The sequence below is a fragment of the Brevibacillus choshinensis genome, assembly GCF_016811915.1.
GTDB classification, from domain to species: Bacteria; Bacillota; Bacilli; order Brevibacillales; family Brevibacillaceae; genus Brevibacillus; species Brevibacillus choshinensis_A.
The window spans coordinates 3,592,884-3,619,858 of record NZ_CP069127.1 but is presented as its reverse complement, the minus strand read 5'-3'; the positions used below and the strand labels follow the sequence as shown (position 1 = coordinate 3,619,858).

Genomic DNA, 26,975 nt, shown 5'->3' with positions numbered 1-26,975 from the left:
GGCACCCATTTCTATTTTCAAGTAAAAGTTTGAGAAAGGAAGGTGTGACCCATACCAAAAAACCTGTCCATGCCGGACAGGTTTTGGTCTTTCTTCTCTTGTCATACGGTTGTTGTTTTCTTTCTCCGCAGCGTCTTGGTGGTGGAACCGGCTGTCGTGTCGCCTGCAGCCTTTTGGACGGGGGCCGCCTCTTTTGGGGCTGCAGCGGTCTGTTTACGGCCGGTCTTCTTTTTCACAGGCTCAGGCGTCGGTTCGGGCTCGAGCTTGATCGGACCAGGTCCATTTCCGCCAGTCGCTTCGAGGCTTTCCCGCAGCGCTTGCATGAGATCGATGACATTGGTGCGCGGTACGGCAGGGGACGTAGCAATCTCTTGCCCCTCCAGCTTTTTCTCGATCATTGCCTGCAGCTCGGCCCGATACTCGTCCGTATACTTGCCTGGTTCGAATGGGACCGTCATGTTGTTGATGAGTTCCGTGGCCATTTTCAGCTCATTTTCCGACAAGGCAACGTTAAAATCCGGAAGGGCAGGTACTTGGCTCACGGGACGAACCTCATCGGGGTAAAAAATGGTCTCCAGCATGATGCAATGCTCATACAAGCGCACGACTGCCAGGCTCTGCCGATTGCGCATGGTTACCTGGGCGACTGCGATCTTTCCCGTCTCCTCCATGGCAGCGCGCAGAAGGGAATAGGCTTTATCGCCGGTTTCCTGGGGGGAGAGAAAATAGCTTTTGTCAAAGTAGATCGGGTCGATATCTTTCAAATCGACGAAATCGAGAATTTCAATCGCCCTTCTGGTTTCCGGCGTAATGGCTTCCAGATCCGAATCGTCGATGATGACAAAATGCCCTTTTTCGTATTCGTAACCGCGGACGATCTCGCTGGCTTCGAGTTCGCGCTGGCAGTGGGGACACATCTTGGTGTATTTTATGGGCGTATGGCATTCCTTGTGGAGCTGGCGAAAGCGGATATCGCGCTCCTCAGTTGCCGTAAACATTTTGACGGGGATATTCACCAGACCAAAGCTGATCGAGCCTTTCCATACCGTATGCATGACATTCCTCCAGTCTGCGCCTTTGCTTTTTAGTATTTGCTGCGCGCGACAGGTGCGCCAAGGAAAATGCAGGTGAGGGGGATCTCAGCAGATAAAAAAGCCAGCCGTTGGAAGTACGGCTGGCTGGCACCCTTTATTGTCCGTGTTTGATGATGTCGGATTGATCGGCTTCGGATTGCATTTGTCTCGCTTGCTCTACGCCTTCTCCCGTGCGATCTGCGATGGATTGGGCTTCCGATGCTTCGAGCTTTTGCTTGGAAGGTTGTTTTTCGGCCAAGGTCATTCACTCCTATTCGGAAAGGATCTGGGTGGCTGTACGAGGTACACCCTGCCTTTTATCGTGCCCGAAGACAAAAAAAATACCCCATCACCACAAGGCGATGAGGCAGCTGTTCAACTCCTCCCTCACGGGGAGAGATGGCACGGAATGCTCCTATCAGACACGCCGTGCGCCAAAGTGAACCGCCTTTCAATTATGGGAGAGGAGAAACCGGAGGAAGAGCTTATGGGGAAACGTAAGTCTTCTCCGCGGTTGTCAGCGACACCGTTGCGTCGCTATCCATAAGCATTTCCCAATTGTTGGCCTTGTATACATCCAGGGCAGCATAAAATTTCCACTTGCAATTTTACGCGTACTACCAGTTGTGATAGTATGAAATCATTCTTGGGTCTTCCTGCAACAAGAACGAATACATAATTGGAATTGACAGGTGAAAACGAATGCGGGTCATCGCGGGTGAACACAAAGGACGTCGGTTGACGGCTGTTCCGGGAAAAGGAACTCGGCCAACGACTGACAAAGTGAAAGAATCGATTTTTAACATGATCGGTCCTTATTTTGACGGCGGTTGGGCATTGGATTTGTATGCCGGTACCGGCGGGTTGGGCATTGAAGCGTTGAGCAGAGGAGCGGAGCGTGCCGTTTTTGTCGAACGGGATGCAAAGGCCTTTGCTGTCGTCAAACAAAATTTGGCTGCTTGCAGACTGGAACAACAGGCAGATCTGTATCGAATGGATGCCGACCGGGCGATCCGTACGTTGGCGACACGGAAACAAGCGTTTGATCTCGTGTTTCTCGATCCTCCGTACGCCCATCAAAAAATTGCGGAAGAAATCCAGCAGCTGCAAGATCTGAATATGCTGGCGGAAGGGGCTTGGATTATCGCCGAGCACGACGTCGGTGTCAAACTGCCGGAAGAGATTGGCGATTGCGTACAGGATCGTGCCTCGACATACGGCGATACGGCTGTGACCTTGTACTACTTTGATCGTGAATCCCAAGAGGAAGAATCAGACGAATCGACAGGTGAAGCAGCGCAATCCGAGGAAGGATGAGTGAGTCATGACCATTGCGGTTTGTTCAGGGAGTTTTGATCCGGTTACGTACGGTCATCTCGATATTATCACGCGCGGGTCGAAAGTGTTTGACAAGGTGATCGTTGCCGTTTTGATCAACGCAAAGAAGAAGTCCTTGTTCAGTGTGGAAGAACGGGTGGAGCTTCTGCGGCAAGTAACTGCCGATTTGGGCAATGTGGAAGTGGATTCGTTTGACGGTCTTTTGATCGATTACATGAAAAAGCGCAATGCCCAGGTCATTATCCGGGGATTGCGCGCTGTGTCTGATTTTGAATACGAAATGCAGGTTGCTTCTATCAACAAGAAGCTGAATGAAGAAGTGGAGACATTTTTCATGATGACGAGCAATCAGTACTCCTACCTGAGCTCAAGCATCGTGAAGGAAGTGGCCAGCTACCAGGCAAGTGTGAAGGATTTGGTGCCACCTGCCGTTGAGCGGGCGCTGATGGCCAAGATGAATGCGAAAGAGTAAGCATTAGCGCATGCGGTTAGGCCTGATCCGCCGGAACAAGACGCTTGCCAACAGCAATAAAACGGCGACTCCAAGAGCGAGCAAGCTGGAATGCCAAAACGTATCCCACCAGCCGATCAATGGGATCTCTGAAGTGCTCGGCAGAAATACGGGGATGGTTTTCTCCGAGAGCCAGGCACTCGTATGGAGAGGCCCCCAGAGAATGAAGGTCAAGATGGCAGCAGCGATTGCGTGCAAGGAGCGAGCGAGCAAGTAAGGGGCGACCCGAATGTCCGTTTCGCTGAGAATGCTGGCCACTTGTGCATGCACGCTCAGACCTCCCCAAGATAGAATGGCGCTCGCGATCGCGGCTTTCCATACCATCGAGACGCCATCCGGCACGGCGCTGGCTGCTTGCGCTCCGAGCGTCACCTCGAACAAGCCGGCGACAATCGCATGGGAGAATGCGGGTGGAAAGCCAAAAGGCACAAGGAAAATGGACAGAAACGTACTGATGATTTGCGTGAGATGAATCGCGGAGAACAACTGGATCAGCACCGAGAAGACAATGATGAAGCCGCCGATCATAAACAGTGTGTTCAAGGCAGAATGGACAGCATCTCCCATGAGCTTGCCAAAGGGACGACCATCGCGCAGCCGCGCCCGATGCATGGCCTGTAGCGCTCTCAGAGGGAGTGGCTGGTCCGTCTTTTCCAAGGGCTTGCTGACCACGGCAAAAGGGGCGTGGAAGCGGTAGAGCAGTCCCATGATTACGGCGGATAGATAATGGGTAAGGGCAAGTACCAGCCCCATCTGCTCGCTGTGAAAGAAGCCGATTGCGACCGCGCCCATGACGAATAACGGGTCGCCCGTAGTCGTAAAGGAGACGAGACGTTCCCCTTCTGCCTGAGTCACATTTCCTTGCTGCCGCAGGCGCGTCGTCAGTTTGGCGGCAACCGGATATCCGGAGGAAAAACCCATGGCGAGAACGAAGCCGCCTGTGCCAGGGACGTTAAACAACGGACGCATGAGCGGCTCCAGCAAGACGCCCACAAAGTGAACGACACCGAGACCCATCAGAATCTCGGAGAGGACGATAAATGGCAGGGTGGATGGAAATACCACTTCCCACCATATTTTCAGTCCGCGGACGGCTGCTTCAAACGAGATCTGCGAATAGGCTACCAGTGCAAAAACGAGGGCTATCGTCGAAAAGGCGAACAACAGGGTAAATATCGGAGAGTGGCGTGACATGGAATCCTCCTGAACCGACTGCCTGAATAGTACATGTCTACGTAACTAACCCGCAAACTATGCTCCGGCAAAAGGCTCCAAGTGCGAAAGGATCGGCACCTGCCCACATACGCTTTTTACAGGGGGAATGTGATGATGGCAGCGAAACGGAAACCGGTGGTTGGGGTAGCCCTCGGATCAGGTGGAGCGCGGGGGTTTGCTCACATCGGCGTACTCAAGTCACTGGAGGCGCACGGAATTGAAGTGGATATGCTCGCAGGCAGCAGCATGGGGAGCTTGATCGCGGCTGTCTACGCAAATGGAATCGAACCACACATGATGGGAAAGCTGGCAAAGAACCTGAAGCGAAAGCATTGGCTCGATCTGACCGTACCCAGTCTCGGCTTTGTAGCTGGTGAAAAAATTAAACAATTGATTCGACTTCTCACGCACGGCAAGCGAATCGAGGAGTTGAACAAACCGCTGGCAATCGTGGCGACGGATATCGAATCAGGAGAGCGCGTGGTCTTTCGGGAAGGCCCGATTGATCAGGCTGTGCGAGCGAGCATCTCGATTCCTGGCATATTCGTTCCGGAGAAGGTAGGCAATCGGCTGTTGGTGGACGGAGGTGTCATTGACCGGGTGCCTGTAACCGTGATTCGTGAAATGGGAGCAGATATCGTCATAGCCGTTGACGTTGCGCAGGTGGATACACCGATGAAGGTATCGACCATTTTCGATGTCATCGCGCAGACCATCGACGTCATGGAACGGGAAATCCTGCGACACAGGATCCTGTCCGCCGATCTCGTAATCCGGCCGGATGTTGGACATTATAGCAGTATCGCATACAGCGGAGTCGAAGAAATCATTGAACTGGGTGAGCGCGCGGGGATGGAGCATGCAGCGCGCATTCACGAATTGATCGAGAACTGGGAGGCAGTAAAATGAGTGAGGATCGGCTAAACTCCAATCAGAAAAGAGCGAAAGGCACCAAAGGCGTAAGCTGGATGCTGGCTCTGGCATCAGTCGCGCTGGGCCTCTCTTTTTTTATCCCAACGAATTATTACATTACGCGTCCAGGCTCAGCAATTGAGCTGGCTCCGATGATCGAGGTAGAAGGCGGGAAAAAGGACGAAGCCGGTTCGTTTATGCTGACAACGGTACGCATGGGAGAGGCGAATCTCGCATGGTATGTCTATGCCAAAGTATCTCCAGACGCTGAGTTGATGCAAAAGGAACTGGTCGTGAGCCAAGGAGAGAGCAACGAAGACTTTGTCCGACGCGAGCAGGCTGTCATGGACAATTCACAGAAGCTCGCTGAGGCAGTTGCCTTCCGCCTTGCCGGATATGATGTAAAGGTGGAGAAGCAGGGAGTCTGGGTAATGGGCACCATCGAGGGCCTTCCAGCGAAAAAGGTGCTGAAGATCGGGGACGTCATCACATCTGTCGATGGGGTGCCGACTCCGGAAGCCAAAGATCTCCTACAGGTACTCTCCAAGAAGAAAGCGGGAGACTCTGTAAGCATTACATACACAAGAGATGGACAAGAAGCCAAAACGATGTTAACCTTGGTACCACTGCCTGAATCAAAGTCAGTCGGAATCGGTGTTCGCCCGGATAACAAGCAAAATATCGTGATCCCGAAAAAGGTGAACATCGCATCCAATGGAATCGGAGGTCCGTCTGCTGGATTGATGATGACGCTGGAGATTTTGGACCAGTTGAAGACCGATACGGATCTAACGAAGGGGTACAACGTCGCAGGGACAGGCACGATCTCGCTGGATGGCACAGTAGGGAGGATCGGCGGGATCAATCATAAGGTCGTAGCAGCCGACAAAGCTGGCGCTGACATCTTCTTTGCCCCTCAGGATACACCCGGCGCGGACTCCAATTATCAAGAGGCTCTCGCCACGGCAAAGCGCATTGGGACCAAAATGAAGGTAGTGCCGGTCAAGACCGTAAATGATGCGGTTGCCTATCTGAACGAGCAGCCAAAGAAACCTTCCTGACGAGATAAGCTGTCAAGGGAAAATGGTTGACAAAGCTTTGGGCAGGGTCTATAATCATCCTTGTTGTGCATGAGGTGAAAGCTATGAATATCAAGTTGACAGAGTTAGAGCATCGAAAGGGAGAGCCCTTGCCGTTCCAGCTCACGCTCGATGCAGCAGAGCTGAAAAATCGCCATGACGAAATCAGAGGAATCACTCCGGTTGATGCAAAGGGCGAAGCGGTACAGTTAGGCAATCTCTACTATGTAAAAGGTAATCTGAAAGCAGACGTGGACTTTGTGTGTGCCCGTTGCCTCAAGCCTTTTACCCACCATGCGACAGTTCCATTTTCCGAAACCTTCGCGCATGAAGATGATCCGATTGTCCGTGAAGACGAGGATAGTGATATTCTTCCGCTGGAGGGGGACGAGATCGAACTGGACTCGTTGCTTCAGGAAGATTTTCTGCTCGCCATGCCGACCTTCCCGCTTTGCGAGGAAGATTGCAAGGGGTTGTGCCCGACTTGCGGTGTCAACCGCAATGAAGTGGCGTGCAGCTGCAAGAACGAACGGATTGACCCACGTTTGGCTGGGTTGGCTGATTTGTTCAAGGACAGCAGCAAGTAGTCGTTCCTATTGTTTTCAAGATGGGACGCCGATCATCCCGATTGGAGCGTCTCATTTTTGAAGGATGGCATAAGCTTTTTGCCTATACTATCCACCCAAATAGAGCATCTTAGCATTTGTCAGTTGAAGGAGGTGTAAGGAAGATGGCAGTACCTCAACGGAGAACTTCCAAAACCCGTAAAAGAATGCGTCGTACGCACTTCAAATTAGAGATTCCAGGCATGATCAAATGCGATAATTGCAGCGAATACAAGCTTGCGCATCGCGTTTGCCCAAGCTGCGGTCACTACAAAGGTGTGAAAGTAGCGAAGTAAGATCAAGCTACTCAAAAGACAAGGTGAGCAATCACCTTGTCTTTTTTATTTGGAAAAGAAGCGGGAAACGGAGGGAGCACCCTTAAGAGAAGATCGTCGATTGATAAAATTACTTACGTTTACTTAATAATGCTTATTATTGCTTGCGGATGGTCGTTGAATCGCTTACAATAAGCATGAAGGTTGCAGTCGCGCATGGATGGAGTGAAAGTGTGATGTTCCAAGAAGAGAGGCTCGAAGCCATCTTGCACTATTTGCAGGATCATCAGCGGATTAGTGTTCAGGACGTAGTGGAGCAGTTCGGGGTCTCCCGGGATACAGCCAGGCGGGATATCGTCAAGCTGGAGGAACAGGGAAGGATTCTGCGGACGCGAGGCGGAGCCGTTTTGCCCACCCTTACCAAGAAAAGCTATTCCTACCAGGAGCGCATGCAGCTCGATCTAGGCGGAAAGCGCAGCATTGCTGCTATCGCTGCGGGTCTGGTCAAGGACGGAGATTATTTGCTGCTTGATGCATCCACGACGGTGCAGCTTGCGATCGAGTCCTTGGAAACGACCGACCACGTCATCATCACCAGCTCGCTCGCTGCGGCGTCCAGCCTTGCAGCCAAAAAAGGTTTTCATGTAAAGCTGCTGGGCGGAGATGTTCATCCCGAAGATCAGTACGCTTACGGTTCCCGTACGATCGAAAACCTCTCCGATTACCATGTCGACAAGCTGTTTATCGGGGCGTGCGGTATCACACCCCATGGACTTGTTTCGCCATCAGAGGAGTCCGGCTATTTGATCAAGGAAATGATGAAGCGCGCAGACCAGGTCGTCGTGCTGGCGGACCACACCAAATTCGGCAAATCCATGCTGTATCGGGTGGCGGAGCTGCATCAATTGGACATCATTGTGACCGATCAAAAGCCCAGTGCGGACTTGCTCGAAGCACTGCAGCGCCATGAAGTTGAGCTTCTGGTCGCAGATGACTTACATAAATAAGCGGGTAAACTTCATTTGGCTGGCGTGATAGGCGAAAGCGAGCGTGACAGCAAGTGAATTTATCAGGGAAAGTCCTTCGTTTAGAAGGGCTTTCTTTTTGTTTGATAGGAAGCTGACAGACATAAAAATCCATATTGCGGCATTTTCCAGATTCTTGTATAATCTTACTTCTCGCTGCTCAAAAGGAGGGTGCCATGGTCTATTGGCGGATTATTCATAAAAGCTATCTTCGCAATCTTCAATACCGTTTATCCCATTTTGTCAACAATGTGGCAAGCTCGATCTTCGGCCTCGTATTTATCGCCATTTGGGAAGGCGTCCTGAAAGGGAAGCAGGTGGCAGGGCCATACGATGCAGAAACGATGGCGCATTACATCGCAGTATGCCAGAGTGTCTTGTGGGTGACTGCCTTCTTGTCTCCCGGACTGAATGTGCAGGTTGGAGTGAGGAGCGGAGCGGTGAGTCTGGATTTGCTGAGGCCAGTCCATTACCTCTGGTATGTCCTCAGTCATGAGGTGGGACGAATCGCCTACAACGCCTGCTACAGAAGCCTGCCGATCGCCCTGATTCTCGGACTGGCTGTCGGTTTCTTTTTCCCTTCGAATGTCATGACATACATCTGGGCGGGCATTTCCCTGCTGCTCGGAGTGTACATCGGCCTCTTGCTGTTTTTCCACGCAGGAATCACCTCTTTTTGGACGACGGAAATTCGCTGGATTCACTACATTTTGATCTCCCTTTTGTTTGGGCTAGGCGGACAAATGATACCGCTCGATCTGCTTCCCGGTTTTATGGGGAAAGTGGCTCCGTATCTTCCTTTCTCGGGACTGATTTACTATCCCGTCATGATCTACTTGCAGTTAGCCGCGCCTACAGGAATATGGATCCAGCTTGCTTGGGCACTTTTGTTGACCGGATCTGCTTTGCTGTTGACCAGAATGGCGAGACGCAAGCTGGAAATTCAAGGGGGATGAATATGTTTGCCCTATATCGAAAATTGATCGCAAGCAGCATACGCGCTCAGATGCAGTACAAAATCAACTTCTTGACCAGTGCCGCGACGACCGGGATGATCATGGTTCTGGATTTCGTCGTTCTCTCTGCGATTTTGTACCGGTTTCACGACATGATTGGCTGGAATTTGTACGAGGTAGGAATCCTGTACGGCATCTCGTCGTCAGCGATTTCCCTTTATCGACTCGTCGCGCCGGAAATCCATGAATTTGAGAGATATGTCATGCAGGGAGAGCTGGATCAGCTATTGATCCGTCCTGTTTCTCCGTTGCTTTTGCTGCTCACCCGCAATCTGGATCTATCGCGGATCGGGGGAGTGGTGCAAGGCTTGGCAGTACTCGCCGTCTCACTGTCAGGAATGCTCCTCCAAGGGGAGAGCACAGCCCTATTGCTGTTGTTCGTCCCCGTGGCTATCCTCTCGGGCGGCGTGATATATTTTTCCATCGGGCTCTCCACTGCGGCTGCCTGCTTCTGGCTGCAACAGAGCAAGGACTTGCAGACTTTTACCATCTACGCGCCGGCGAATGCGTCGAACTACCCGATCGCTCTGTATCCGAGCTGGTTGAAGTGGCTGTTTTTCTCGGCTATCCCCATTGCGTATATGAACTACGTGCCCATGCTGTATCTACTGGGAAAAGGGGGCACCTGGTTCTACCCACTGCTGACGCCGCTGGTTGCCGGAGTGGCTCTAGGCTGTGCCATTTCCTTTTGGCGCTGGGGAATTCGTCATTATCACAGTACGGGAAGCTAGGAGGGAATCTCGATGATTGAAGCGGTTCACATCGGCAAATCTTTTTTCCAGGCCGAGCCTACGAAAGGGAAATTCTCTTCGATTCGGACTCTTTTTTCCAGACAGCAAAAAGAAATCAAGGCAGTGGATGACATCTCTTTTTCCATACGAGAAGGCGATTTTGTCGGGTATATCGGACCGAATGGCGCGGGTAAATCGACGACCATCAAGATGCTGTCAGGCATACTCCATCCTACGTGCGGGGACATTCGCGTAGGTGGCTACAGCCCGCAAACAGAACGTAAAAAGGTCGCAGCCAACATCGGTGTCGTATTCGGACAGCGCACGCAGCTGTGGTGGGACTTGCCTGTTCGGGACTCGTTTGAAATCTTGCAGGCGATGTACAAGATCGATGCTCCTTCTTATCGCAAGGCGATGGACAGGTACAACGAGCTTTTGGATCTCCACGAGTTTTTGGATACGCCTGTGCGCAAGCTGTCTTTGGGTCAAAGGATGCGGGCTGATCTGGCGGCAGCGCTTCTTCATGATCCGCCTGTGCTGTTTTTGGATGAACCTACCATCGGACTCGACGTTGTAGCCAAGACGAGGATTCGCTCCTTTTTGCGGGAAGTGAACCAAACAGGCAAAAAGACGATCCTCCTGACGACGCATGATATGGATGACATCGAGCAGCTGTGCAGCAGGATCATCTTGATCAACCACGGAAAGAAGATGCTCGATACTACGTTGGATGGGCTTCGCAACCAGATTGGATTGACTAGCATGATTGTGGCGGAGTACCGGTCTGAACCAGTTGTTCCGGCAGTCATCGAAGGTGTGGTGAGGGCGGAGGTGGCCGGAAACGAGCTATTCCTTTATTTTGACAAGGCCAAGACCTCATCGCCGAAGCTGCTTGCAGAACTGGGGAAATGGGGAGAGCCGGTAGATATCCGCATGAAAGAACCGGATATCGAGGAAGTCATCAAGCGATTGTACTAACACGACCATAGAGCCATTTTTGCCATCTTTGCTTGTAATTCTAAGAAACCTCCCTTATACTTTGTTTGGTACCAGGTATTAAAAACTGATCGCAATCATAGATGAGATTACATGAATCTTGCTGGGGGGGTGTCGAGCATCGCCCGCTTGCCGAAAAAGGATCGCCAGACTCGATTGGTGCAGTCATTGCAAGAAAATCCTTTCGCGACTGACGAGGATCTGGCAGAGTTATTTCAGGTCAGTATTCAAACAATACGCTTAGATCGATTGGAACTGGGGATTCCGGAACTTCGAGAGCGAATCAAATCGGTGGCCGAGAAGAGTCTGGACCCGGTGAAGTCACTCGGGATCGACGAAGTCATCGGTGAAATCATCGATCTGCAGCTTGATTCCCAGGCGATTTCCGTTTTGGAGATCAAAGAAGAACACGTCTTTTCACGAACGCAAATCGCTCGTGGACACTACATATTTGCTCAAGCCAATTCATTGGCTGTGGCGGTCATCAATGCAGATGTGGCGCTGACGGCAACGGCTAGAATTCGCTTCGTGCGGCCTGCGCGATTGGGCGAAAAGCTGGTCGCAAAGGCGCTGGTGCGGAGCCGCAATGGCGACGAGTGCAAAGTGCGCGTAGAGACAAAAGTGCAAGGTGAGCTTGTATTTACCGCCACGTTCCGCGTCGTCGGGATGTCAGCTGTCACATAAACAGCATGGTTGAAATTAAGGAGGAGACTCGGTTGCGAATTGCAGTGGATGCGATGGGCGGCGATAACGCACCGCGCAGTACGGTGCAGGGAGCATTGGCTGCCGTCAAGGAAAACCCATCGATTACGGTAGTGCTGGTGGGGGATGAACAAGGCATTCGGAGCCATCTGCCGGGGGATATTCCGGCTAACATAGAGATTGTACCGACATCGGAAGTCATCGAGACGGATGATGAACCGGTGAAAGCCGTACGGAGAAAGAAAAACTCGTCTCTCGTAGTGGCTGTCCAGATGGCACGAGAAAATCTGGTGGATGCGGCGATATCGGCTGGGAACACTGGTGCGCTCATGACAGCGGGCTTGCTATATGCAGGGCGCATGGAAGGAATCGAACGGCCGGCACTGGCTGCATTCATCCCAAATGTAAAGGGACGGGTGACGCTGACTCTGGATGTCGGCGCCAACATGGACGCAAAACCGCATCATTTGCTGCAATATGCTCTGATGGGAAGTCTGTACGCAGAGCGGGTCTTGGGCTTTGAACGCCCGACGGTAGGCTTGCTGAACGTAGGCACCGAAGAGGGAAAAGGAAACGAGCTGACAAAAGCGGTTTTTCCTATGCTGCAGCAAGCTGACTTGAACTTCGTAGGCAACGTGGAGGCGCGCGACGTCCTTCAAGGGGCATGCGATGTCCTCGTCTGCGACGGTTTTGTAGGAAATGTTTTGTTAAAAGCTGTCGAAGGTTCTGCTTCTACAATCTTTTCGCAGCTGAAGCAGGAGTTTACTTCCAGCCTGATTAATAAGGTAGGAGCGGCTATTCTCAAACCGGGCCTGATGCGCTTCCGGAAACGTATGGATTACGCGGAATACGGCGGGGCACCCCTGCTCGGATTGCGCAGTCCTGTCATCAAGGCGCATGGTTCTTCCGATGAAAAAGCAATCAAAAATGCGATTGCGAGCGCCGCTCGTTTTGTAAAACAGGATGTCAACGATATCATTGCGCAAGCATTGCAGAAAAACAGTACGCCAGAAAGCGAGTGAGGCAGATGAATGGCAAACGTTCAGTAGGTATTTTGGCAACGGGCTCCTACACCCCTGAGAGAGTGTTGTCCAACTTTGATCTGGAAAAAATGGTGGACACTTCAGACGAATGGATCGTTTCCCGGACCGGGATTCGCGAGCGACGCATCAGCTCCCCGGAACAAGCTTCTTCTGATCTTGCTTACGAGGCAGCCAAAAAAGCGCTGGAGAAAGCAAACCTGAGCCCGGAACAGCTGGATATGATCATCGTCGCGACAGTGACACCAGACACGATGTTCCCGTCTACGGCTTGCATCCTGCAGGATAAATTGGGAGCGACCCGTGCATCTGCAATGGATTTGTCCGCAGCTTGCACAGGCTTCCTGTACGGAATAACGACAGCGACGCAATTTATTGCGAATGGCCTGTACAAATACGTTTTGGTTGTTGGTGTGGAGAGCTTGTCCAAAATTACGAACTACAAAGATCGAAATACATGCGTGCTGTTCGGTGACGGAGCGGGTGCTGCTGTCATCGGGGAAGTGGCGGAAGGCTTTGGCTTCCAGTCCTTTGAGCTGGGCGCAGACGGTTCTGGCGGTCCTCTGCTCTGCTTGCCTGCAGGTGGTTCGCGCATCCCGGCTTCCAGCGAATCCGTGGAAGGGGATCTTCACTACCTCGCAATGGCTGGCGGCGAAGTCTTTAAATTTGCCGTTCGCGTCATGAACTCCGCGACAGAGGCAGTCTTGACGAAAGCAGGCTTGACGAAGGACGATATCAATCTCTTGGTGCCGCATCAGGCAAATAAGCGCATCATCGATTCCGCGGTGCAGCGCTTCGGCCTGAGCGAAGACAAAGTCGTCATTAACCTGGATCGCTACGGAAACATGTCCTCGGCTTCCATTCCGGTCGCATTGGATGAGGCTGTTCAATCTGGTCGGGTAAAAGAGGGCGACAATCTGGTTCTCGTAGGTTTCGGAGGCGGCTTGACTTGGGGAGCCACTCTCTTGAAATGGTCGACGACACCTGCTGAAGGGAGCGAGAAGTAATGGGGAAGGTAGCATTCGTCTTTCCAGGTCAAGGGTCGCAATTCGTTGGCATGGGCCAGGCTCTGACCGAGCAATCCGAGGCTGCTCGTCTCGTCTTTCAGCAAGCAGATGAAGCATTGGGCTTTTCCCTTTCGAGCTTGTGCTTTGAAGGGCCAGAGGAAGAGCTGCGCCTGACTGCGAATACACAGCCTGCGATTCTGACCGCAAGCGTGGCAGTGCTTGCAGCCTTTAAAGAAAAGCAGCCGGAATTCAAACCGGATTTTGTGGCAGGACACAGCTTGGGCGAATATTCTGCGCTGGTTGCTGCGGGTGCTCTTTCGTTTGCGGATGCAGTCAAAACCGTCCGTGCCCGCGGCCAATTCATGGAAGAAGCGGTGCCGGCGGGCGAAGGTGCCATGGCTGCTGTGCTCAACCTGGATCGTGCCGTATTGCATGCGGTATGTGAAGCGGTGACTCAATCCGGGCATCCGGTACAGATGGCGAACATGAACTGTGCGGGACAGATCGTCATCTCCGGTTCTGCGGAAGGTGTCAAGCTCGCTGGTGAAAAAGCCAAAGAAGCAGGGGCAAAACGTGTATTGCCGCTGAATGTAAGCGGACCGTTCCACTCCAGTCTGATGCAGCCTGCAGCAGATAAGCTGCATGCGGTCTTGGCGGGAATCACCGTGGAGGAAGCAAGCATTCCTGTCGTGGCGAACGTGACCGCACGGCCCGTATCGGAAGCGCAGACGATCGTGGACAGTCTGGTCAAACAAGTGTCGGCTCCGGTGCTTTGGGAAGACACCGTTCAATGGATGGTCGAGCAGGGAGTTACGACTTTCGTAGAGATCGGACCGGGAAAAGTGCTGGCTGGATTGATCAAAAAGATTGCACCGGCTGAAACCACCATCATTTCCGTGCAAGACATGGATTCATTGACAGAGCTGCTGAACGGAGGGGTACTATGCTAGCAGGTAAAACAGCCCTGGTCACAGGCGCATCCCGAGGAATCGGACGCGCGATCGCCTTGAAGCTGGCGGACGCGGGAGCCAATGTGGTGGTGAACTACGCAGGAAGCGAAGCAGCTGCTGCGGAAACGGTGGCTCTCATCAAGGAAATGGGACGCGACGCGATTATGGTACGTGCAAATGTGTCCCAAACCGAAGAAGTAAACGAGATGTTCAAATCTGCTCTGGATCATTTCGGAGCAATCGATATCCTCGTCAATAATGCGGGAATTACACGTGACAATCTCTTGATGCGCATGAAAGAGGACGAATGGGACGATGTCATCGCGACCAACCTGAAAGGCGTATTCAACTGCCTGAAAGCAGCGACTCGCCCGATGATGAAGCAGCGTTCCGGCAAGATTATCAACATCACTTCCGTTGTTGGCGTGCTGGGGAATCCTGGCCAAGCGAACTACGTGGCGGCAAAAGCGGGTGTCATCGGCTTGACCAAGACGGCTGCGCGCGAGCTCGCTACACGCGGCATCACGGTAAATGCGGTAGCGCCAGGCTTTATTGATACCGAAATGACTTCCGTTCTTTCGGAAGATGTGAAAGCGGGCATGATGGGACAGATTCCGCTCGGCAGATTGGGGCAGACGGACGATATTGCTTCCGTTGTTTTGTTCCTCGCATCTGATGCGGCGAATTATATGACTGGCCAGACGCTTCACGTGGATGGCGGTATGTACATGTAGTCACATGGGTGACAGAGCATTCAGAGCCAGGGATTGGATGGATTTCTCCTGTAATCTAGAAACTGGTTTTTTGAAGGCTCATCCACTATAATACGGGAGAGGGGGTGAAGCAAAATGGCAGATACATTGGAGCGCGTGAAGAAAATCATCGTCGATCGTCTGGGTGTAGATGAGTCCAAGATTACTTTGGAGGCTTCTTTCAAAGAAGACCTGGGCGCTGACTCCCTGGATGTAGTAGAACTCGTAATGGAACTCGAAGATGAGTTTGATTTAGAGATTTCTGACGAAGATGCTGAAAAGATCACTTCTGTAGGTGAGGTTGTAAAATACATAGAATCTCACAAGTAGGTCGATCAGTTGGAAGTCCCGTATCATACGGGACTTCTCCTTCATTACCAACTGTACATAACTGCGCACGTAAAGAAGAATCTTGTTTGGCTAAAATGGAGTAATAAGAAGCAGATTGCTGACTTTTATATAGAGGTGATCGTAATGAAACGAAGAGTGGTGATTACCGGCGTCGGAGTCATCTCCCCGGTGGGAAATGACGCGCAGACTTTCTGGAACAGCCTGCTGGAAGGAAAATCAGGCATTGACCGATTGACTGCATTTGACGCTACGGATTATCCGACGCAGATCGCGGGGGAAGTCAAGGATTTCAACCCTGAGCTGTATATGGATAAAAAAGAAGTTCGACGTACAGACCGATTCGTTCAATTTGGATTAGCCGCTGCTAAAATGGCGGTTGAAGACGCCAAGCTGGAAATCACAGCTGAAAATGCGGAGCGAGTGGGTGTATACATCGGGTCCGGGATTGGCGGTCTGTCCACCTGGGAGGAGCAGCACACGACCTTGCTGGAAAAAGGTCCTCGTCGTGTGAGTCCTTTCTTTATTCCGATGCTGATTGCAAACATGGCCTCTGGGGCGGTTTCCATCCAGTATGGAGCAAAAGGTCCGACGTCCAGTGCAATCACAGCCTGCGCCACAGGCACCAATGCAATTGGCGATGCGCTTCGCCTGATCCAGTTTGATCACGCGGATGTGATGATCGCGGGTGGTGCAGAAGCAACGGTACGTCCGATGGCATTCGCAGGCTTCTGCTCGGCTAAAGCGATGTCCACTCGCAATGACGAACCGCAAAAAGCAAGCCGCCCATTTGACAAACACCGCGATGGCTTCGTCATGGGTGAGGGCGCAGGCGTCGTCATTCTGGAAGAATTGGAGCATGCGAAAAAACGCGGAGCGACAATCATTGCCGAAGTGATTGGCTATGGCATGAGCGCGGACGCCCATCACATTACTTCTCCATCTCCAGGCGGGGAAGGTGCAGCTCGCTGCATGACCAATGCCTTGAAAGATGCAGGCGTCGATCCTGCTGAAGTGGATTACATCAATGCGCACGGTACTTCTACGGATCAAGGGGACATCGCAGAGACGCAAGCGATCAAATCCGTATTTGGCGAGCATGCCTACAAGCTGGCTGTCAGCTCGACCAAATCGATGACAGGACACTTGCTGGGAGCGACAGGTGGCATTGAGGCGATTGCCACAGCGTACGCGCTGCGCGATCAAATCCTGCCTCCGACGATCAACTTGGACAATCCGGATCCGGAATGTGACCTCGACTACGTGCCGAATCAAGCACGCAAGGCGAAAGTGGATGTGGCTGTATCCAATACCTTTGGATTCGGCGGCCACAACGCTACGGTTATTTTGAAACGATACGAAGCATAAATGAGTCCTACTGATAGAATGAGTAGGAAGTCTCCTGGAATGGCGGTGAGGGTGATGAGTTTTGCACAGCTGCAAGAGAAAATAGGCGTGCGCTTTCATGATGAGAGCGTGCTGCGGCAGGCATTCACCCATTCTTCCTACGTGAACGAGCAACGCGGAAAACGGATTCAAGACAATGAGCGACTGGAGTTTTTGGGGGATGCTGTCCTCGAATTGACAGTTTCCCAGTTCTTGTACAAGACATTTCCCAAGATGAGTGAAGGGGAAATGACGAAGCTTCGAGCAGCTATTGTCTGTGAACCGTCTCTGGTGAAGTTTGCTGAGCTGCTGAATTTCGGCGATCTCGTTCTGCTGGGAAAAGGGGAAGAGTTGACGGGGGGACGTCAACGACCTGCCTTGCTAGCGGACGTTTTTGAAGCATTTGTAGGCGCCCTTTATTTGGATCAAGGGGTGGATGCAGTATTTACCTTTATGGAGAAATACGTCTATCCTCGGGTAGATAAGGGAGAGTTTGCCCAGGTTACCGACTTCAAGAGCCAGTTGCAGGAATTTGTTCAACAAGACAATCTGGGAGACATCCAATATCGCATCGTAGAAGAAAAAGGACCAGCTCATAATCGGGAGTTCGTCTCTGAGGTTCTATTGAACAATCGCTCGCTGGGCGTCGGCTCGGGCCGATCCAAAAAGGAAGCGGAACAGCAGGCGGCAGCGCGCGCATTGGTCAAGCTGGGAGATAAATAAGAGGATGTTGTGTTGAAAGAAGGCTGCACCTACTCTTGCCGAGTGGTGCGGCTTTCTCTTTTCCTCCTCGTAAACAAGTGGAAATTACTGCGAGACGTACTCTTCTATGTTACACTTATGTCGATATGACGAAGTAGCTGAGTGAAGTAAGCTCCTGTCCGTTTGCAGGGGCTTCTTTTCGAGCATGCAAGCTATATTTCGGATGGGCTGTTAAGGGAGGACCGTCAGTATGTATTTAAAACGCCTGGAACTGGCAGGATTTAAGTCCTTCGCCGACCGGACGGAACTGGAATTTGTACCTGGAGTGACAGCGGTTGTGGGCCCGAACGGAAGCGGAAAAAGTAATGTTTCCGACTCCATCCGTTGGGTTTTGGGTGAGCAGAGCGCCAAATCGCTTCGCGGAGCAAAGATGGAGGACATCATTTTTGCCGGCAGTGACACCCGCAAGCCCGTCAATTTTGCCGAGGTGACCCTCACGTTGGACAATACGGACCGCTCCCTCGATGTGGAGTATTCGGAAGTCTCGGTTACTCGCAGAGTATATCGGTCCGGCGACAGTGAGTACTACATAAACAACAGATCCTGCCGTCTGAAGGACATCATGGAGCTGTTCATGGATACCGGTTTGGGGAAAGAAGCGTATTCGATTATCGGCCAAGGGAAAATCGAAGAAATCCTCAGTACCAAATCAGAAGACCGCCGCGGCATTTTTGAAGAAGCCGCCGGGATCGTCAAGTATAAGACAAGAAAACGTGAAGCGGAGAAGAAGCTGGATGAAACCGAGCAAAATCTCGTCCGTATTCATGACATAGTAAGTGAAATTACCGAGCAAATCGGGCCGTTGCAAGAGCAAGCGGAGACAGCCCGCACCTACAAGGAGCTTCATCGCAAACTGGTCGAACACGAGGTAGCGCTTTACGTGCAGCAGATCGAGGCAGCACATGCCAAGTGGGAAGCTGCCACGCAGCGTGTTTCAGAGCTGCAGGAGCAGCTGGTCGCACAATCGACGGAAGCATCGAAACAGGAAGCAGACCTGGAGCAGGCGCGCTTCCACGTCACCCAGATTGATCAATCGATCGAAGAGCTGCAGCAGGTTCTTTTGACCGTGAGCGAAGAGGCGGAGAAGGTAGAGGGGCAGCGCGAAGTTTTGCGGGAGCGCATGCGCAACCTGAATGCCAATCGACAGCAGACGATGGAGCAGATGCATCGCATCACGGAGAAGCAGCATGCGGTGGAGACAGAGCTCACGGAAGAACAAGACCGTGCCCAGGAAGCCAACCGCCGAATGATAGAAGCGGGTGAATCGCTGAAGGAAGCGGAAGGGCAGTTTTTCTCGATGGTGCAGTCCCTGACAGATGATGTGGAACGATTGAAAGGTGACTATTTCGAAAAGCTGAACGAAATGGCCAATTTGCGAAACGAAATGCGTCACCAGCAGCAACTGGTGCAAACGAGTCAGGCACGGCTCGATCGTCAGCTTTCGGGGAAAGAACAGCTGGATCAGGAAGAGCAGCAACGCCTGGCCAAGCTCGACTCTTTCAAAGCACAGCTGGAATCTATTGATCAGACGATACAGGAGACCGTCGCGAGCTACAAAGAACTGATGGAACGCAATCGCGAGGGACAAGCTCGTCTGGAAACCGCTCGCCGCGAGCTGCGCGGGTGGGAACAAAAGAAGGAAGCGGCCAAGTCTCGCCTGGATCTGTTAAAAGAAATGCAGTCGGAGTTTGCCGGCTTTCAGCAGGGTGTAAAAGAAATTCTCAAGGCTCGCGAACGGGGCTTTGCAGGCATTCACGGGGCAGTAGCCGAGTTGGTCGTCGTTCCGCAGCAATATGAAACGGCCTTGGAGGTTGCGCTTGGCGGTGCCCTGCAAAACGTCGTGGTAGAGAATGAAGGCGCAGGTCGTGCTGCCATCGCTCACCTGAAGAAGCATAATGCCGGACGTGCGACTTTCTTGCCATTGGATGTCATCCGCCCGCGCCAGCTTCAGTCGGATGACAAACGTCAGCTGGCCAAGGAGTCCGGTGTAGTAGGGATCGCAAGCGAGCTGGTTTCGTTCGAGGAAACGTATCGTCCGATTCTGGAGTCGCTGCTCGGCAACGTGATCGTGACAGAGACGCTGGAGCAAGCCAATAAGGTCGCGCGTGCTCTGAGCTATCGCTATCGGGTGGTTACGCTCGAGGGGGATATCGTCAATGCCGGCGGTTCTATGACCGGGGGTGCCTTGAAAAAGAACAGCACCAATCTTCTGGGGCGAAATCGCCAAGCCGAAGAGCTGGAAGTTCAGATGACCGAAATCGACCAGGCAATTTCTGGGCATACTACGCATATGGATCAACTGGCAAATGAACTTCGAAAGTGGGAGCAGGAGCAGGAATCCCTGCGCAGCCAAGGTGAGTCCTTGCGCTTGAAAGAACAGGAAGTCAAAGGGCTGCTGCAGCAAACAGAAGCGGAAGGCCGGTCCTTGAGTGAGCGTATCAAGCTGGTGGAGCAAGACATCTCTGGATATCGCCGCGAGATGGAGGATGCGATCCGCAAGCAGGAGGAACTGCAAGCGTCTCTCGCTGCCCTGGATGCAGAGGAGAAGGAGCTGGCTGCCCTGGTTGCACAGGCTGAAGCCAAACGACAGGAACAGCTCGAATCCAAGGAAGAAATGAACCAGAAAATTACCAGCCTCAAAGTGCAGGGTGCGCAGGTCATGCAGGAATATCAGTCGCGGATCGAGCAGACAGAGCGATTGATGGAGCAAAAGACCTCGCTGCAAAAGGAGTGGGAGGAGCAAAATGCGACCCTCGCTTCTCTCGACGAGCTGGAGAGAACCAACGAAACATCCGGTTCCGAGCTCGATCAAAAAATTACAGAGCTGCGGCAGGACAAGGACCGGGTAGCCGGTCTGATACAGGAGCGCCGCAGCGAGCGGGCCACTCTGTTCTACAAACAGGAGCAAGTCGAGCAGCAGGTGAAAGAGATTCGCAGGGAAGTGAAGTCTCTCGAAGAAAAGCTGCATCAGGAAGAAGTCAAGGTGAACCGCAATGAGGTGGAGCTGGATCACCTGTTGAACAAACTCTCCGAAGAATACGAAATGAGCTACGATCTGGCGAAGCAAAAGTACCCGGCTCGCGGTGAGATATCCGACGAAGTGCAGATTGTTGCGCGCCTCAAAAAGCAGATCGGTGCGCTGGGTACCGTGAACCTGGGAGCGATCGAGGAGTTTGAACGTCTGTCTGAGCGCCAGCAATTCCTAAGCTCACAGGAAGCCGATCTGAACGAAGCCAAAGACATGCTCTACCAGGTCATTGAAGAGATGGACACAGAAATGTCCCGCCGATTCAAGGAAACGTTTGAAGCGATTTCCGAGCAGTTCCGCGACGTATTTGTGAAGCTGTTCGGTGGAGGACGTGCGGATCTGCTCTTGTCCAATCCGGAAAGTCTGCTGGACACAGGGATTGATATCGTTGCTCAGCCGCCTGGCAAGAAGCTGCAAAATTTGGCGCTGCTCTCCGGTGGGGAGCGGGCACTGACCGCGATGGCGCTCCTGTTTGCGATCCTGCGTGTCAAGCCTGTTCCGTTCTGCGTCTTGGACGAGGTAGAGGCGGCGCTGGATGAAGCAAACGTGAATCGCTTCGCCGAATACATGCATCACTTCAGCAATCAGACACAGTTTATATGCGTTACGCACCGCAAAGGAACCATGGAGAGTGCGGATGTGCTCTACGGGATCACGATGCAGGAAGGCGGCGTGTCCAAGCTGGTGTCGGTGAAGCTGGAGGAAAGCGATAAGTTTATTGAATCCGCCTCGTAATCTTGGGGGCCGAATGATTATTACCTGCAAAGGAAGATGAAGATGAGCTTTTTCAAGCGCCTGCGCGACGCGATTGTGCAAAAATCCGAAGAGGTCACCCAGAAGTTTACGGACGGACTGGCCAAGACTCGAGATCTTCTCGTGGAGAAAGTGGAGGATCTCGTTCGCCGCTATAAAAAAATCGATGATGATTTCTTTGATGAACTCGAAGAAATTTTGATCACCTCGGATGTCGGCGTCAACACCGTCATGGAGCTGATTGACGATCTGCGCGGCGAAGTCCGCAAGCAAAAAATCGAGAATGCCATCGATCTGCAGCCGATTCTCTCGGAAAAGCTCGTCGCTTTGCTGAAAAACGACGAAGCAGCCGACACCGAGCTAAACGTGCAGGACGGGCGTCTTAATGTCATTTTGTTTGTCGGGGTAAACGGAGTAGGAAAGACCACGACCATCGGAAAAATGGCTCACATGTTCAAGCAGCAGGGCAAAAAGGTCCTGCTGGCAGCGGGAGACACATTCCGTGCAGCAGCGATTGAGCAATTGGAAGTGTGGGGCGACCGCGTAGGCGTCGATGTCATCAAGCAGCAGCAAGGCTCTGATCCCGCTGCTGTCATTTACGATGCGATCCAGGCAGCCAAGTCGCGCCAGGTAGATATACTCCTGTGCGATACGGCTGGCCGCCTGCAAAACAAGGTCAATCTCATGGAGGAGCTGGCGAAGGTTCACCGCGTCCTCCAACGTGAATTGCCGGGAGCCCCGCATGAGGTCCTCCTCGTGCTGGATGCGACGACAGGGCAAAACGCGCTGTCCCAAGCAAAAACATTCGGCCAGTCTGCCGGCGTGAGTGGACTTGTCCTGACCAAGCTCGATGGTACGGCAAAAGGCGGAATCGTCATCGCTATCCGCAACGAGCTGAACATCCCGGTGAAATACGTGGGATTGGGTGAGAAGATGGACGATCTGCAGCGTTTTGACCCAGAGCAATTTGTCCACGCCCTGTTCGCAGGACTGATTCAGCAAGAGGAAAACGAAGAGCAAAACGAGGCGTAAATCGCGTTTTCAAAGAGAAAAAAATGATGTCAATAAAAAACCTTGACACTGGGTGCGGAATTGGGTACTATAATCTACGTGCTGTAAAGAAAAAGTCTTTACAGTTCGCACCGAGTACCTCATAGCAAAGGATTGGATTCCATGCTGGAAAAAACCAATCAAGTCAACCTCTTGTTTGATTTCTATGCGCCGCTACTCAAGGGCAAGCAGCGTGAATATCTGGAGCTGTACTATTTGGATGATTTGTCGCTCTCAGAGATCGCCGAGATGCATGAGGTCAGCCGCCAAGCTGTTTATGACCACATCAAGCGAGCAGAAAAGCAACTGTTCGAATACGACCAGAAGCTGCATCTCGCAGTGAAGCATGAACAGCGGATGAACGCGCTGAGCCGCATGAAAGAGCTTGTGAATGGGATTGCGGATAGCAAGGCAAGAGACGAACTGAACACTTTGCTGCACCAACTGTCAGAGATGGATTAGGAGGGCTCGCATGGCGTTTGAGAGCTTAGCCAATCGGCTGCAAAGCGCGTTTGACAAACTGCGAGGCAGAGGAAAGATTGACGAAACCATCGTCAACGAAGCGATGCGTGAAGTACGGCTCGCCCTGTTGGAAGCAGATGTTAACTTTAAAGTAGTAAAAGACTTCGTCGCTCGCGTAAAAGAGCGCGCAGTCGGTCAGGATGTCATGAAAAGCCTGACGCCTGGTCAAATGGTTATCAAGATCGTGAACGAAGAACTGGTCGAGCTGATGGGTGGAAGTGTCGCCCAACTGACGATGGCTCACCGCCCGCCGACTGTCATCATGATGGCAGGTTTGCAGGGGGCCGGTAAAACGACCACGACTGGTAAGCTGGCCAAGCATTTGCAAAAGCAAAACCGTAAGCCGCTGTTGGTAGCGGGGGACATTTACCGTCCTGCAGCAATCAAGCAGCTTCAGGTTTTGGGGGAGCAGCTAGGTGTTCCCGTCTTCACTCTCGGAGATCAAGTCAGTCCGGTAGAAATCGCTCGGCAAGCCATTGAGCATGCCAAGACGAATCATCTCGATGTCGTTCTGATCGATACGGCAGGTCGCCTGCACATCGACGAAGCACTGATGGATGAGCTGAAGCAGATTCGCGAGGTAGCAAAGCCCGATGAAATCCTGCTCGTCGTCGATGCGATGACTGGACAAGACGCTGTCAACGTAGCAGAGAGCTTTAACAGTCAGCTGGAGCTGACCGGTGTGGTTCTCACCAAGCTCGACGGCGATACCCGAGGCGGTGCGGCCTTATCGGTCAAAGCAGTCACCGGCAAGCCGATCAAATTTGCGGCGATGGGTGAAAAGCTGGACGCGTTGGAGCCGTTTCATCCGGATCGTATGGCTTCCCGTATCCTGGGAATGGGCGATGTGCTCAGCCTGATTGAAAAGGCGCAGGCCAACGTTGACGAAGAAAAGGCGCGCGACATGGAACGTCAGATGCGTCAGGGTGAATTCACCTTCGACATGTTCCTGGACTCCATGCAGCAGCTGCGCAACCTGGGACCTTTCGAAGACATTCTCGGCATGCTGCCAGGAATGAACAAGATGAAGGGAAAAATGAACGTCGATGAGAAGCAGATTGCCCGTGTGGAAGCGATCGCCAAATCCATGACGAAAGCGGAGAGGGCCAATCCTGACCTGCTGAACGCCAACCGCCGCAAGCGCATTGCAAACGGCAGCGGGACCAGCATTCAGGAAGTGAACCGGTTCATCAAGCAATTTGACGAAATGAAGAAAATGATGAAGCAGTTCTCCGGCACCGCAGACAAGATGATAAAGAAGTCCAAGAAAAAAGGTGGACTCGGACTCCCGTTCATGGGTAAGGGCGGCAAAAACCAGGGTGGCATGAACTTCCCCTTTAATTTCAAACCGCCGTTCAAATGATCTAGCATGAACTCTCTTCGCGGCACTGATTCGTCAGCTGACGCGATGGTTCAGATATAGTAGCACCAACGCGAAGGAATATCGCGTTGATTTATACAGGAGGTGACACAACATGGCAGTTAAAATCCGTCTGAAGCGTATGGGTTCCAAGAAAGCTCCTTTCTACCGTGTAGTAGTAGCTGACTCTCGTTCCCCTCGTGATGGCCGTTTCATTGAAGAAATCGGTTACTACAATCCGGTTGCTCAACCGGCAGTGGTGAAAATTGATACCGACAAAGCGGTACAATGGATCCTGAATGGTGCAGCTCCAACTGATACCGTTCGTAACCTTCTCTCCAAAGAAGGCGTTATGGCTAAAGTACACGAAACCAAATACGGCAAATAAGCCGTTCATCTGGAGGTCTGATGATGAAAGCGCTGGTCGAAACGATCGCAAAAGCTCTCGTCGATCATCCGAATGAGGTTCGTGTGAATGCAGTGGAAAAGGAACGCAGTCTCGTCTTTGAATTGTCGGTCCACCCTGATGATATGGGGAAGATCATTGGCAAGCAGGGACGGATTGCAAAAGCACTGCGCACAGTCGTGATGGCGGCATCCGTGGAAACGGACAAGCGTGTCACGGTTGAAATTGTTTGAGTGAAAAGGCTGGGAGCATTCCCAGTCTTTTTTCCTATGAGCGATTCTGGGCGACGTCGGAAGGAGTGGCACGAATGCTCACTATTTTTCGTTCGGTACAGGTCAAGATCATCATGACAGAAGCCTCCCGTGCTGCGTTGGTCGAGCAATACGCGAAACAGATCCGCCAGCATCGCGATGGATGGGAGCAGTGGCAATTTCAAACGAAAAAGATACTCGCTGAAGCCAGGAAAAAGTCAGCGGATACATACGCGCTTGCACAAGAAAAAATAGCGAAGGAAGAAAAACAGCGGAGGGAGAAGATCGAGATTCTCCAATTCCAGCTGAAGCAAGCCGAGAATTTGCCAGAGGGCAGTGAAATGGACTACCAGACTGTGCAAAGCCCTGTAACGGTCCAAATCGGAGATGTCTGGGATGAAATCATGGCGGGGACGGAAATCCTGATAAAAGATGGTCAGGTGCATGAAATTCGTCATCGAACATCAGACCAAAGGTAAGAGCTTAGGAGGAATGGACGGATTGGAAAAGCGTTTTTACGGAGTGGGGAAGCTGGTGAATACCCACGGATTGCGCGGGGAAGTGCGAGTCATATCCACTACAGATTTTCCTGACCAACGGTTTCGGAAGGGAAACGAGCTGTTTTTGTTTCACCCCACACTCACAGAGCCATTGAAAGTGAAAATAGCCACTCGAAGGCCGCACAAAGGGTTTGAGATTTTGAGCTTTCATGGCTATACCAATATCAATGACATTGAGAAATACAAGGGCGGCGAATTGAAAATTCCAGAAGAGTCATTGATGGATCTGGAGGACGATGAATTTTACATCCATCAGCTGATTGGCTGTGAGGTCGTCACGGATGAAGGCGAAGAGCTGGGCAAAATCGTCGACGTGATGCAGCCGGGTGCCAATGATGTCTGGGTCGTCAAAGGCAAGCGCGGTGAAATCCTCTTGCCCTACATCGATGATTGCATCAAACAGGTAGATGTCAAAGGCAAACGCGTAGTCTGCCATCTGATGGAAGGCTTGCTGTAAGGAGGGCTTGAAGCTGCATGCGCATTGATATTCTTACGCTTTTTCCGGAGATGTTTAGCGGGGTGTTATCCAGCAGTATCTTGGGGAAAGCTAGTGAAAAGGAAATCGTGGATTTTCACGTGACCAATTTTCGCGACTTCTCAGAAAGCAAGCATGGTACGGTTGATGATACTCCATATGGAGGCGGCGGGGGCATGGTATTGAAGCCGGAGCCCTTGTTTCGCGCGGTGGAATCGATGGCGGGGGACAAGAAGCCACGGGTGATTCTGATGTGCCCCCAAGGCGTCCCCTATCATCAGAAGCTGGCGGAAGAGCTCGCACAGGAAGAGCATCTCGTCTTTATTTGCGGGCATTACGAAGGCTATGACGAGCGGATTCGCGAGCATCTGGTAACGGACGAAATATCGATAGGCGACTATGTGCTGACCGGCGGTGAACTGGCTGCGATGGTCGTCATCGACAGCGTCGTTCGCCTGCAGCCAGGGGCGCTGGGCAATCAGACATCAGCGGTGGAGGATTCTTTTTCAACAGGGCTTCTGGAGTACCCTCATTACACCAGACCGCCGGAATTCCGAGGATGGAAAGTACCGGACATCCTCCTCTCCGGCCATCATGCGAATATCGAGAAGTGGCGTCTGAAGGAATCGCTGAGACGCACTCGTGAGCGCAGGCCGGACCTCTTGGACAAGCTCGAAATGACAACAGAAATGAAAAAGTTGTTAGTTGAGCTGGAGAAAGAGAAAAAACTGGAGGGAAATTCGTAGAAACCGTCTTGTAGTTCGTCGCCCAATGTGCTAATATACTTCTTGTGGCAATTTTGCCCGCTGACTAAGGCGGTCCGCTACTCGTATCTCAGGCATATGCG

General features: G+C 52.2%; 30 protein-coding genes. 27 read left to right on the top strand and 3 right to left on the bottom strand.

What is annotated here, in order from left to right:
- Positions 1-101: 101 nt before the first annotated feature.
- A complete protein-coding gene (locus JNE38_RS18255) occupies positions 102-1,055 on the bottom strand; it encodes a non-homologous end joining protein Ku (protein WP_203255067.1) in 954 nt (317 codons plus the stop codon).
- A 133-nt stretch (positions 1,056-1,188) separates the two neighbouring features.
- Positions 1,189-1,332, bottom strand: coding sequence for a hypothetical protein (locus JNE38_RS18250; RefSeq protein WP_203255066.1), 144 nt, complete (start codon positions 1,330-1,332; stop codon positions 1,189-1,191).
- A 443-nt stretch (positions 1,333-1,775) separates the two neighbouring features.
- Between JNE38_RS18250 and rsmD the strand changes: the two genes are divergently transcribed.
- Together rsmD and coaD are read left to right on the top strand one after the other, a co-directional pair.
- Positions 1,776-2,390: a 16S rRNA (guanine(966)-N(2))-methyltransferase RsmD gene (gene rsmD, locus JNE38_RS18245; RefSeq protein WP_203255065.1), complete on the top strand. Its 615-nt coding sequence runs from the start codon at positions 1,776-1,778 to the stop codon at positions 2,388-2,390.
- A gap of 7 nt (positions 2,391-2,397) precedes the next feature.
- Positions 2,398-2,883: a pantetheine-phosphate adenylyltransferase gene (coaD, locus tag JNE38_RS18240; protein ID WP_203255064.1), complete on the top strand. Its 486-nt coding sequence runs from the start codon at positions 2,398-2,400 to the stop codon at positions 2,881-2,883.
- A 3-nt stretch (positions 2,884-2,886) separates the two neighbouring features.
- Here coaD and ylbJ read toward each other — a convergent pair whose 3' ends face one another.
- On the bottom strand, positions 2,887-4,116 hold the full coding sequence (ylbJ, locus tag JNE38_RS18235; protein ID WP_203255063.1) for a sporulation integral membrane protein YlbJ: 1,230 nt from the start codon (positions 4,114-4,116) through the stop codon (positions 2,887-2,889).
- A gap of 135 nt (positions 4,117-4,251) precedes the next feature.
- Between ylbJ and JNE38_RS18230 the strand changes: the two genes are divergently transcribed.
- The 25 genes from JNE38_RS18230 (at position 4,252) to trmD (ending at position 26,874) form a co-directional block, all read left to right on the top strand.
- Positions 4,252-5,046 carry a patatin-like phospholipase family protein gene (locus JNE38_RS18230; protein ID WP_203357626.1) on the top strand — a complete coding sequence of 265 codons (795 nt, stop codon included), beginning with the start codon at positions 4,252-4,254 and terminating at the stop codon, positions 5,044-5,046.
- Positions 5,043-6,110, top strand: a complete 1,068-nt coding sequence (locus tag JNE38_RS18225) for a SepM family pheromone-processing serine protease (protein WP_203255062.1) — start codon at positions 5,043-5,045, stop codon at positions 6,108-6,110. The genes JNE38_RS18230 and JNE38_RS18225 overlap by 4 nt, the downstream gene beginning before the upstream one ends.
- Before the next feature lie 83 nt (positions 6,111-6,193).
- Entirely contained in the window at positions 6,194-6,715 is a 522-nt protein-coding gene (locus JNE38_RS18220) for a YceD family protein (RefSeq protein WP_203255061.1), read from the top strand.
- A gap of 143 nt (positions 6,716-6,858) precedes the next feature.
- On the top strand, positions 6,859-7,029 hold the full coding sequence (gene rpmF, locus JNE38_RS18215; protein ID WP_005834357.1) for a 50S ribosomal protein L32: 171 nt from the start codon (positions 6,859-6,861) through the stop codon (positions 7,027-7,029).
- Between the two features lie 215 nt (positions 7,030-7,244).
- Positions 7,245-8,015: a DeoR/GlpR family DNA-binding transcription regulator gene (locus JNE38_RS18210; protein WP_203255060.1), complete on the top strand. Its 771-nt coding sequence runs from the start codon at positions 7,245-7,247 to the stop codon at positions 8,013-8,015.
- A gap of 194 nt (positions 8,016-8,209) precedes the next feature.
- Positions 8,210-8,989, top strand: coding sequence for an ABC transporter permease (locus JNE38_RS18205; RefSeq protein ID WP_203255059.1), 780 nt, complete (start codon positions 8,210-8,212; stop codon positions 8,987-8,989).
- A 2-nt stretch (positions 8,990-8,991) separates the two neighbouring features.
- Positions 8,992-9,780 (top strand): ABC transporter permease, encoded by a 789-nt coding sequence (locus JNE38_RS18200; RefSeq protein WP_203255058.1) that lies wholly within the window; start codon positions 8,992-8,994, stop codon positions 9,778-9,780.
- 12 nt (positions 9,781-9,792) lie between these two features.
- On the top strand, positions 9,793-10,758 hold the full coding sequence (locus JNE38_RS18195; protein ID WP_203255057.1) for an ABC transporter ATP-binding protein: 966 nt from the start codon (positions 9,793-9,795) through the stop codon (positions 10,756-10,758).
- Between the two features lie 111 nt (positions 10,759-10,869).
- On the top strand, positions 10,870-11,460 hold the full coding sequence (gene fapR / locus JNE38_RS18190; RefSeq protein ID WP_428993664.1) for a transcription factor FapR: 591 nt from the start codon (positions 10,870-10,872) through the stop codon (positions 11,458-11,460).
- Between the two features lie 32 nt (positions 11,461-11,492).
- Entirely contained in the window at positions 11,493-12,500 is a 1,008-nt protein-coding gene (plsX, locus tag JNE38_RS18185) for a phosphate acyltransferase PlsX (protein WP_203255056.1), read from the top strand.
- A gap of 5 nt (positions 12,501-12,505) precedes the next feature.
- The gene (locus JNE38_RS18180; RefSeq protein ID WP_203255055.1) at positions 12,506-13,525 is read left to right on the top strand and encodes a beta-ketoacyl-ACP synthase III; all 1,020 of its coding nucleotides are present in this window, start codon (positions 12,506-12,508) and stop codon (positions 13,523-13,525) included.
- Positions 13,525-14,475 (top strand): ACP S-malonyltransferase, encoded by a 951-nt coding sequence (fabD, locus tag JNE38_RS18175; RefSeq protein ID WP_203255054.1) that lies wholly within the window; start codon positions 13,525-13,527, stop codon positions 14,473-14,475. Before JNE38_RS18180 ends, fabD begins: the two co-directional genes overlap by 1 nt.
- Complete coding sequence (gene fabG, locus JNE38_RS18170; RefSeq protein ID WP_203255053.1) at positions 14,469-15,209, top strand: 3-oxoacyl-[acyl-carrier-protein] reductase; 741 nt, start codon at positions 14,469-14,471, stop codon at positions 15,207-15,209. Before fabD ends, fabG begins: the two co-directional genes overlap by 7 nt.
- 114 nt (positions 15,210-15,323) lie before the next feature.
- Positions 15,324-15,557, top strand: a complete 234-nt coding sequence (acpP, locus tag JNE38_RS18165; RefSeq protein WP_005834336.1) for an acyl carrier protein — start codon at positions 15,324-15,326, stop codon at positions 15,555-15,557.
- 144 nt (positions 15,558-15,701) lie between these two features.
- Entirely contained in the window at positions 15,702-16,943 is a 1,242-nt protein-coding gene (gene fabF / locus JNE38_RS18160; RefSeq protein ID WP_203255052.1) for a beta-ketoacyl-ACP synthase II, read from the top strand.
- A 39-nt stretch (positions 16,944-16,982) separates the two neighbouring features.
- A complete protein-coding gene (rnc, locus tag JNE38_RS18155) occupies positions 16,983-17,684 on the top strand; it encodes a ribonuclease III (RefSeq protein WP_203255051.1) in 702 nt (233 codons plus the stop codon).
- A gap of 229 nt (positions 17,685-17,913) precedes the next feature.
- A complete protein-coding gene (smc, locus tag JNE38_RS18150; RefSeq protein ID WP_203255050.1) occupies positions 17,914-21,486 on the top strand; it encodes a chromosome segregation protein SMC in 3,573 nt (1,190 codons plus the stop codon).
- 42 nt (positions 21,487-21,528) lie between these two features.
- The gene (gene ftsY / locus JNE38_RS18145; RefSeq protein WP_203255049.1) at positions 21,529-22,536 is read left to right on the top strand and encodes a signal recognition particle-docking protein FtsY; all 1,008 of its coding nucleotides are present in this window, start codon (positions 21,529-21,531) and stop codon (positions 22,534-22,536) included.
- A gap of 141 nt (positions 22,537-22,677) precedes the next feature.
- Positions 22,678-23,016, top strand: a complete 339-nt coding sequence (locus JNE38_RS18140; RefSeq protein WP_203255048.1) for a putative DNA-binding protein — start codon at positions 22,678-22,680, stop codon at positions 23,014-23,016.
- 10 nt (positions 23,017-23,026) lie between these two features.
- Positions 23,027-24,439 (top strand): signal recognition particle protein, encoded by a 1,413-nt coding sequence (ffh, locus tag JNE38_RS18135; protein ID WP_203255047.1) that lies wholly within the window; start codon positions 23,027-23,029, stop codon positions 24,437-24,439.
- Between the two features lie 112 nt (positions 24,440-24,551).
- Positions 24,552-24,824 (top strand): 30S ribosomal protein S16, encoded by a 273-nt coding sequence (gene rpsP, locus JNE38_RS18130; RefSeq protein WP_007719713.1) that lies wholly within the window; start codon positions 24,552-24,554, stop codon positions 24,822-24,824.
- A 23-nt stretch (positions 24,825-24,847) separates the two neighbouring features.
- Complete coding sequence (locus JNE38_RS18125) at positions 24,848-25,075, top strand: KH domain-containing protein (protein WP_203357624.1); 228 nt, start codon at positions 24,848-24,850, stop codon at positions 25,073-25,075.
- Positions 25,076-25,149: 74 nt separating this feature from the next.
- Positions 25,150-25,572: a YlqD family protein gene (locus JNE38_RS18120; RefSeq protein ID WP_203255046.1), complete on the top strand. Its 423-nt coding sequence runs from the start codon at positions 25,150-25,152 to the stop codon at positions 25,570-25,572.
- Positions 25,573-25,594: 22 nt separating this feature from the next.
- Positions 25,595-26,110: a ribosome maturation factor RimM gene (rimM, locus tag JNE38_RS18115; RefSeq protein ID WP_428993663.1), complete on the top strand. Its 516-nt coding sequence runs from the start codon at positions 25,595-25,597 to the stop codon at positions 26,108-26,110.
- Between the two features lie 17 nt (positions 26,111-26,127).
- Positions 26,128-26,874 (top strand): tRNA (guanosine(37)-N1)-methyltransferase TrmD, encoded by a 747-nt coding sequence (gene trmD / locus JNE38_RS18110; protein ID WP_203255044.1) that lies wholly within the window; start codon positions 26,128-26,130, stop codon positions 26,872-26,874.
- Positions 26,875-26,975 lie beyond the last annotated feature (101 nt).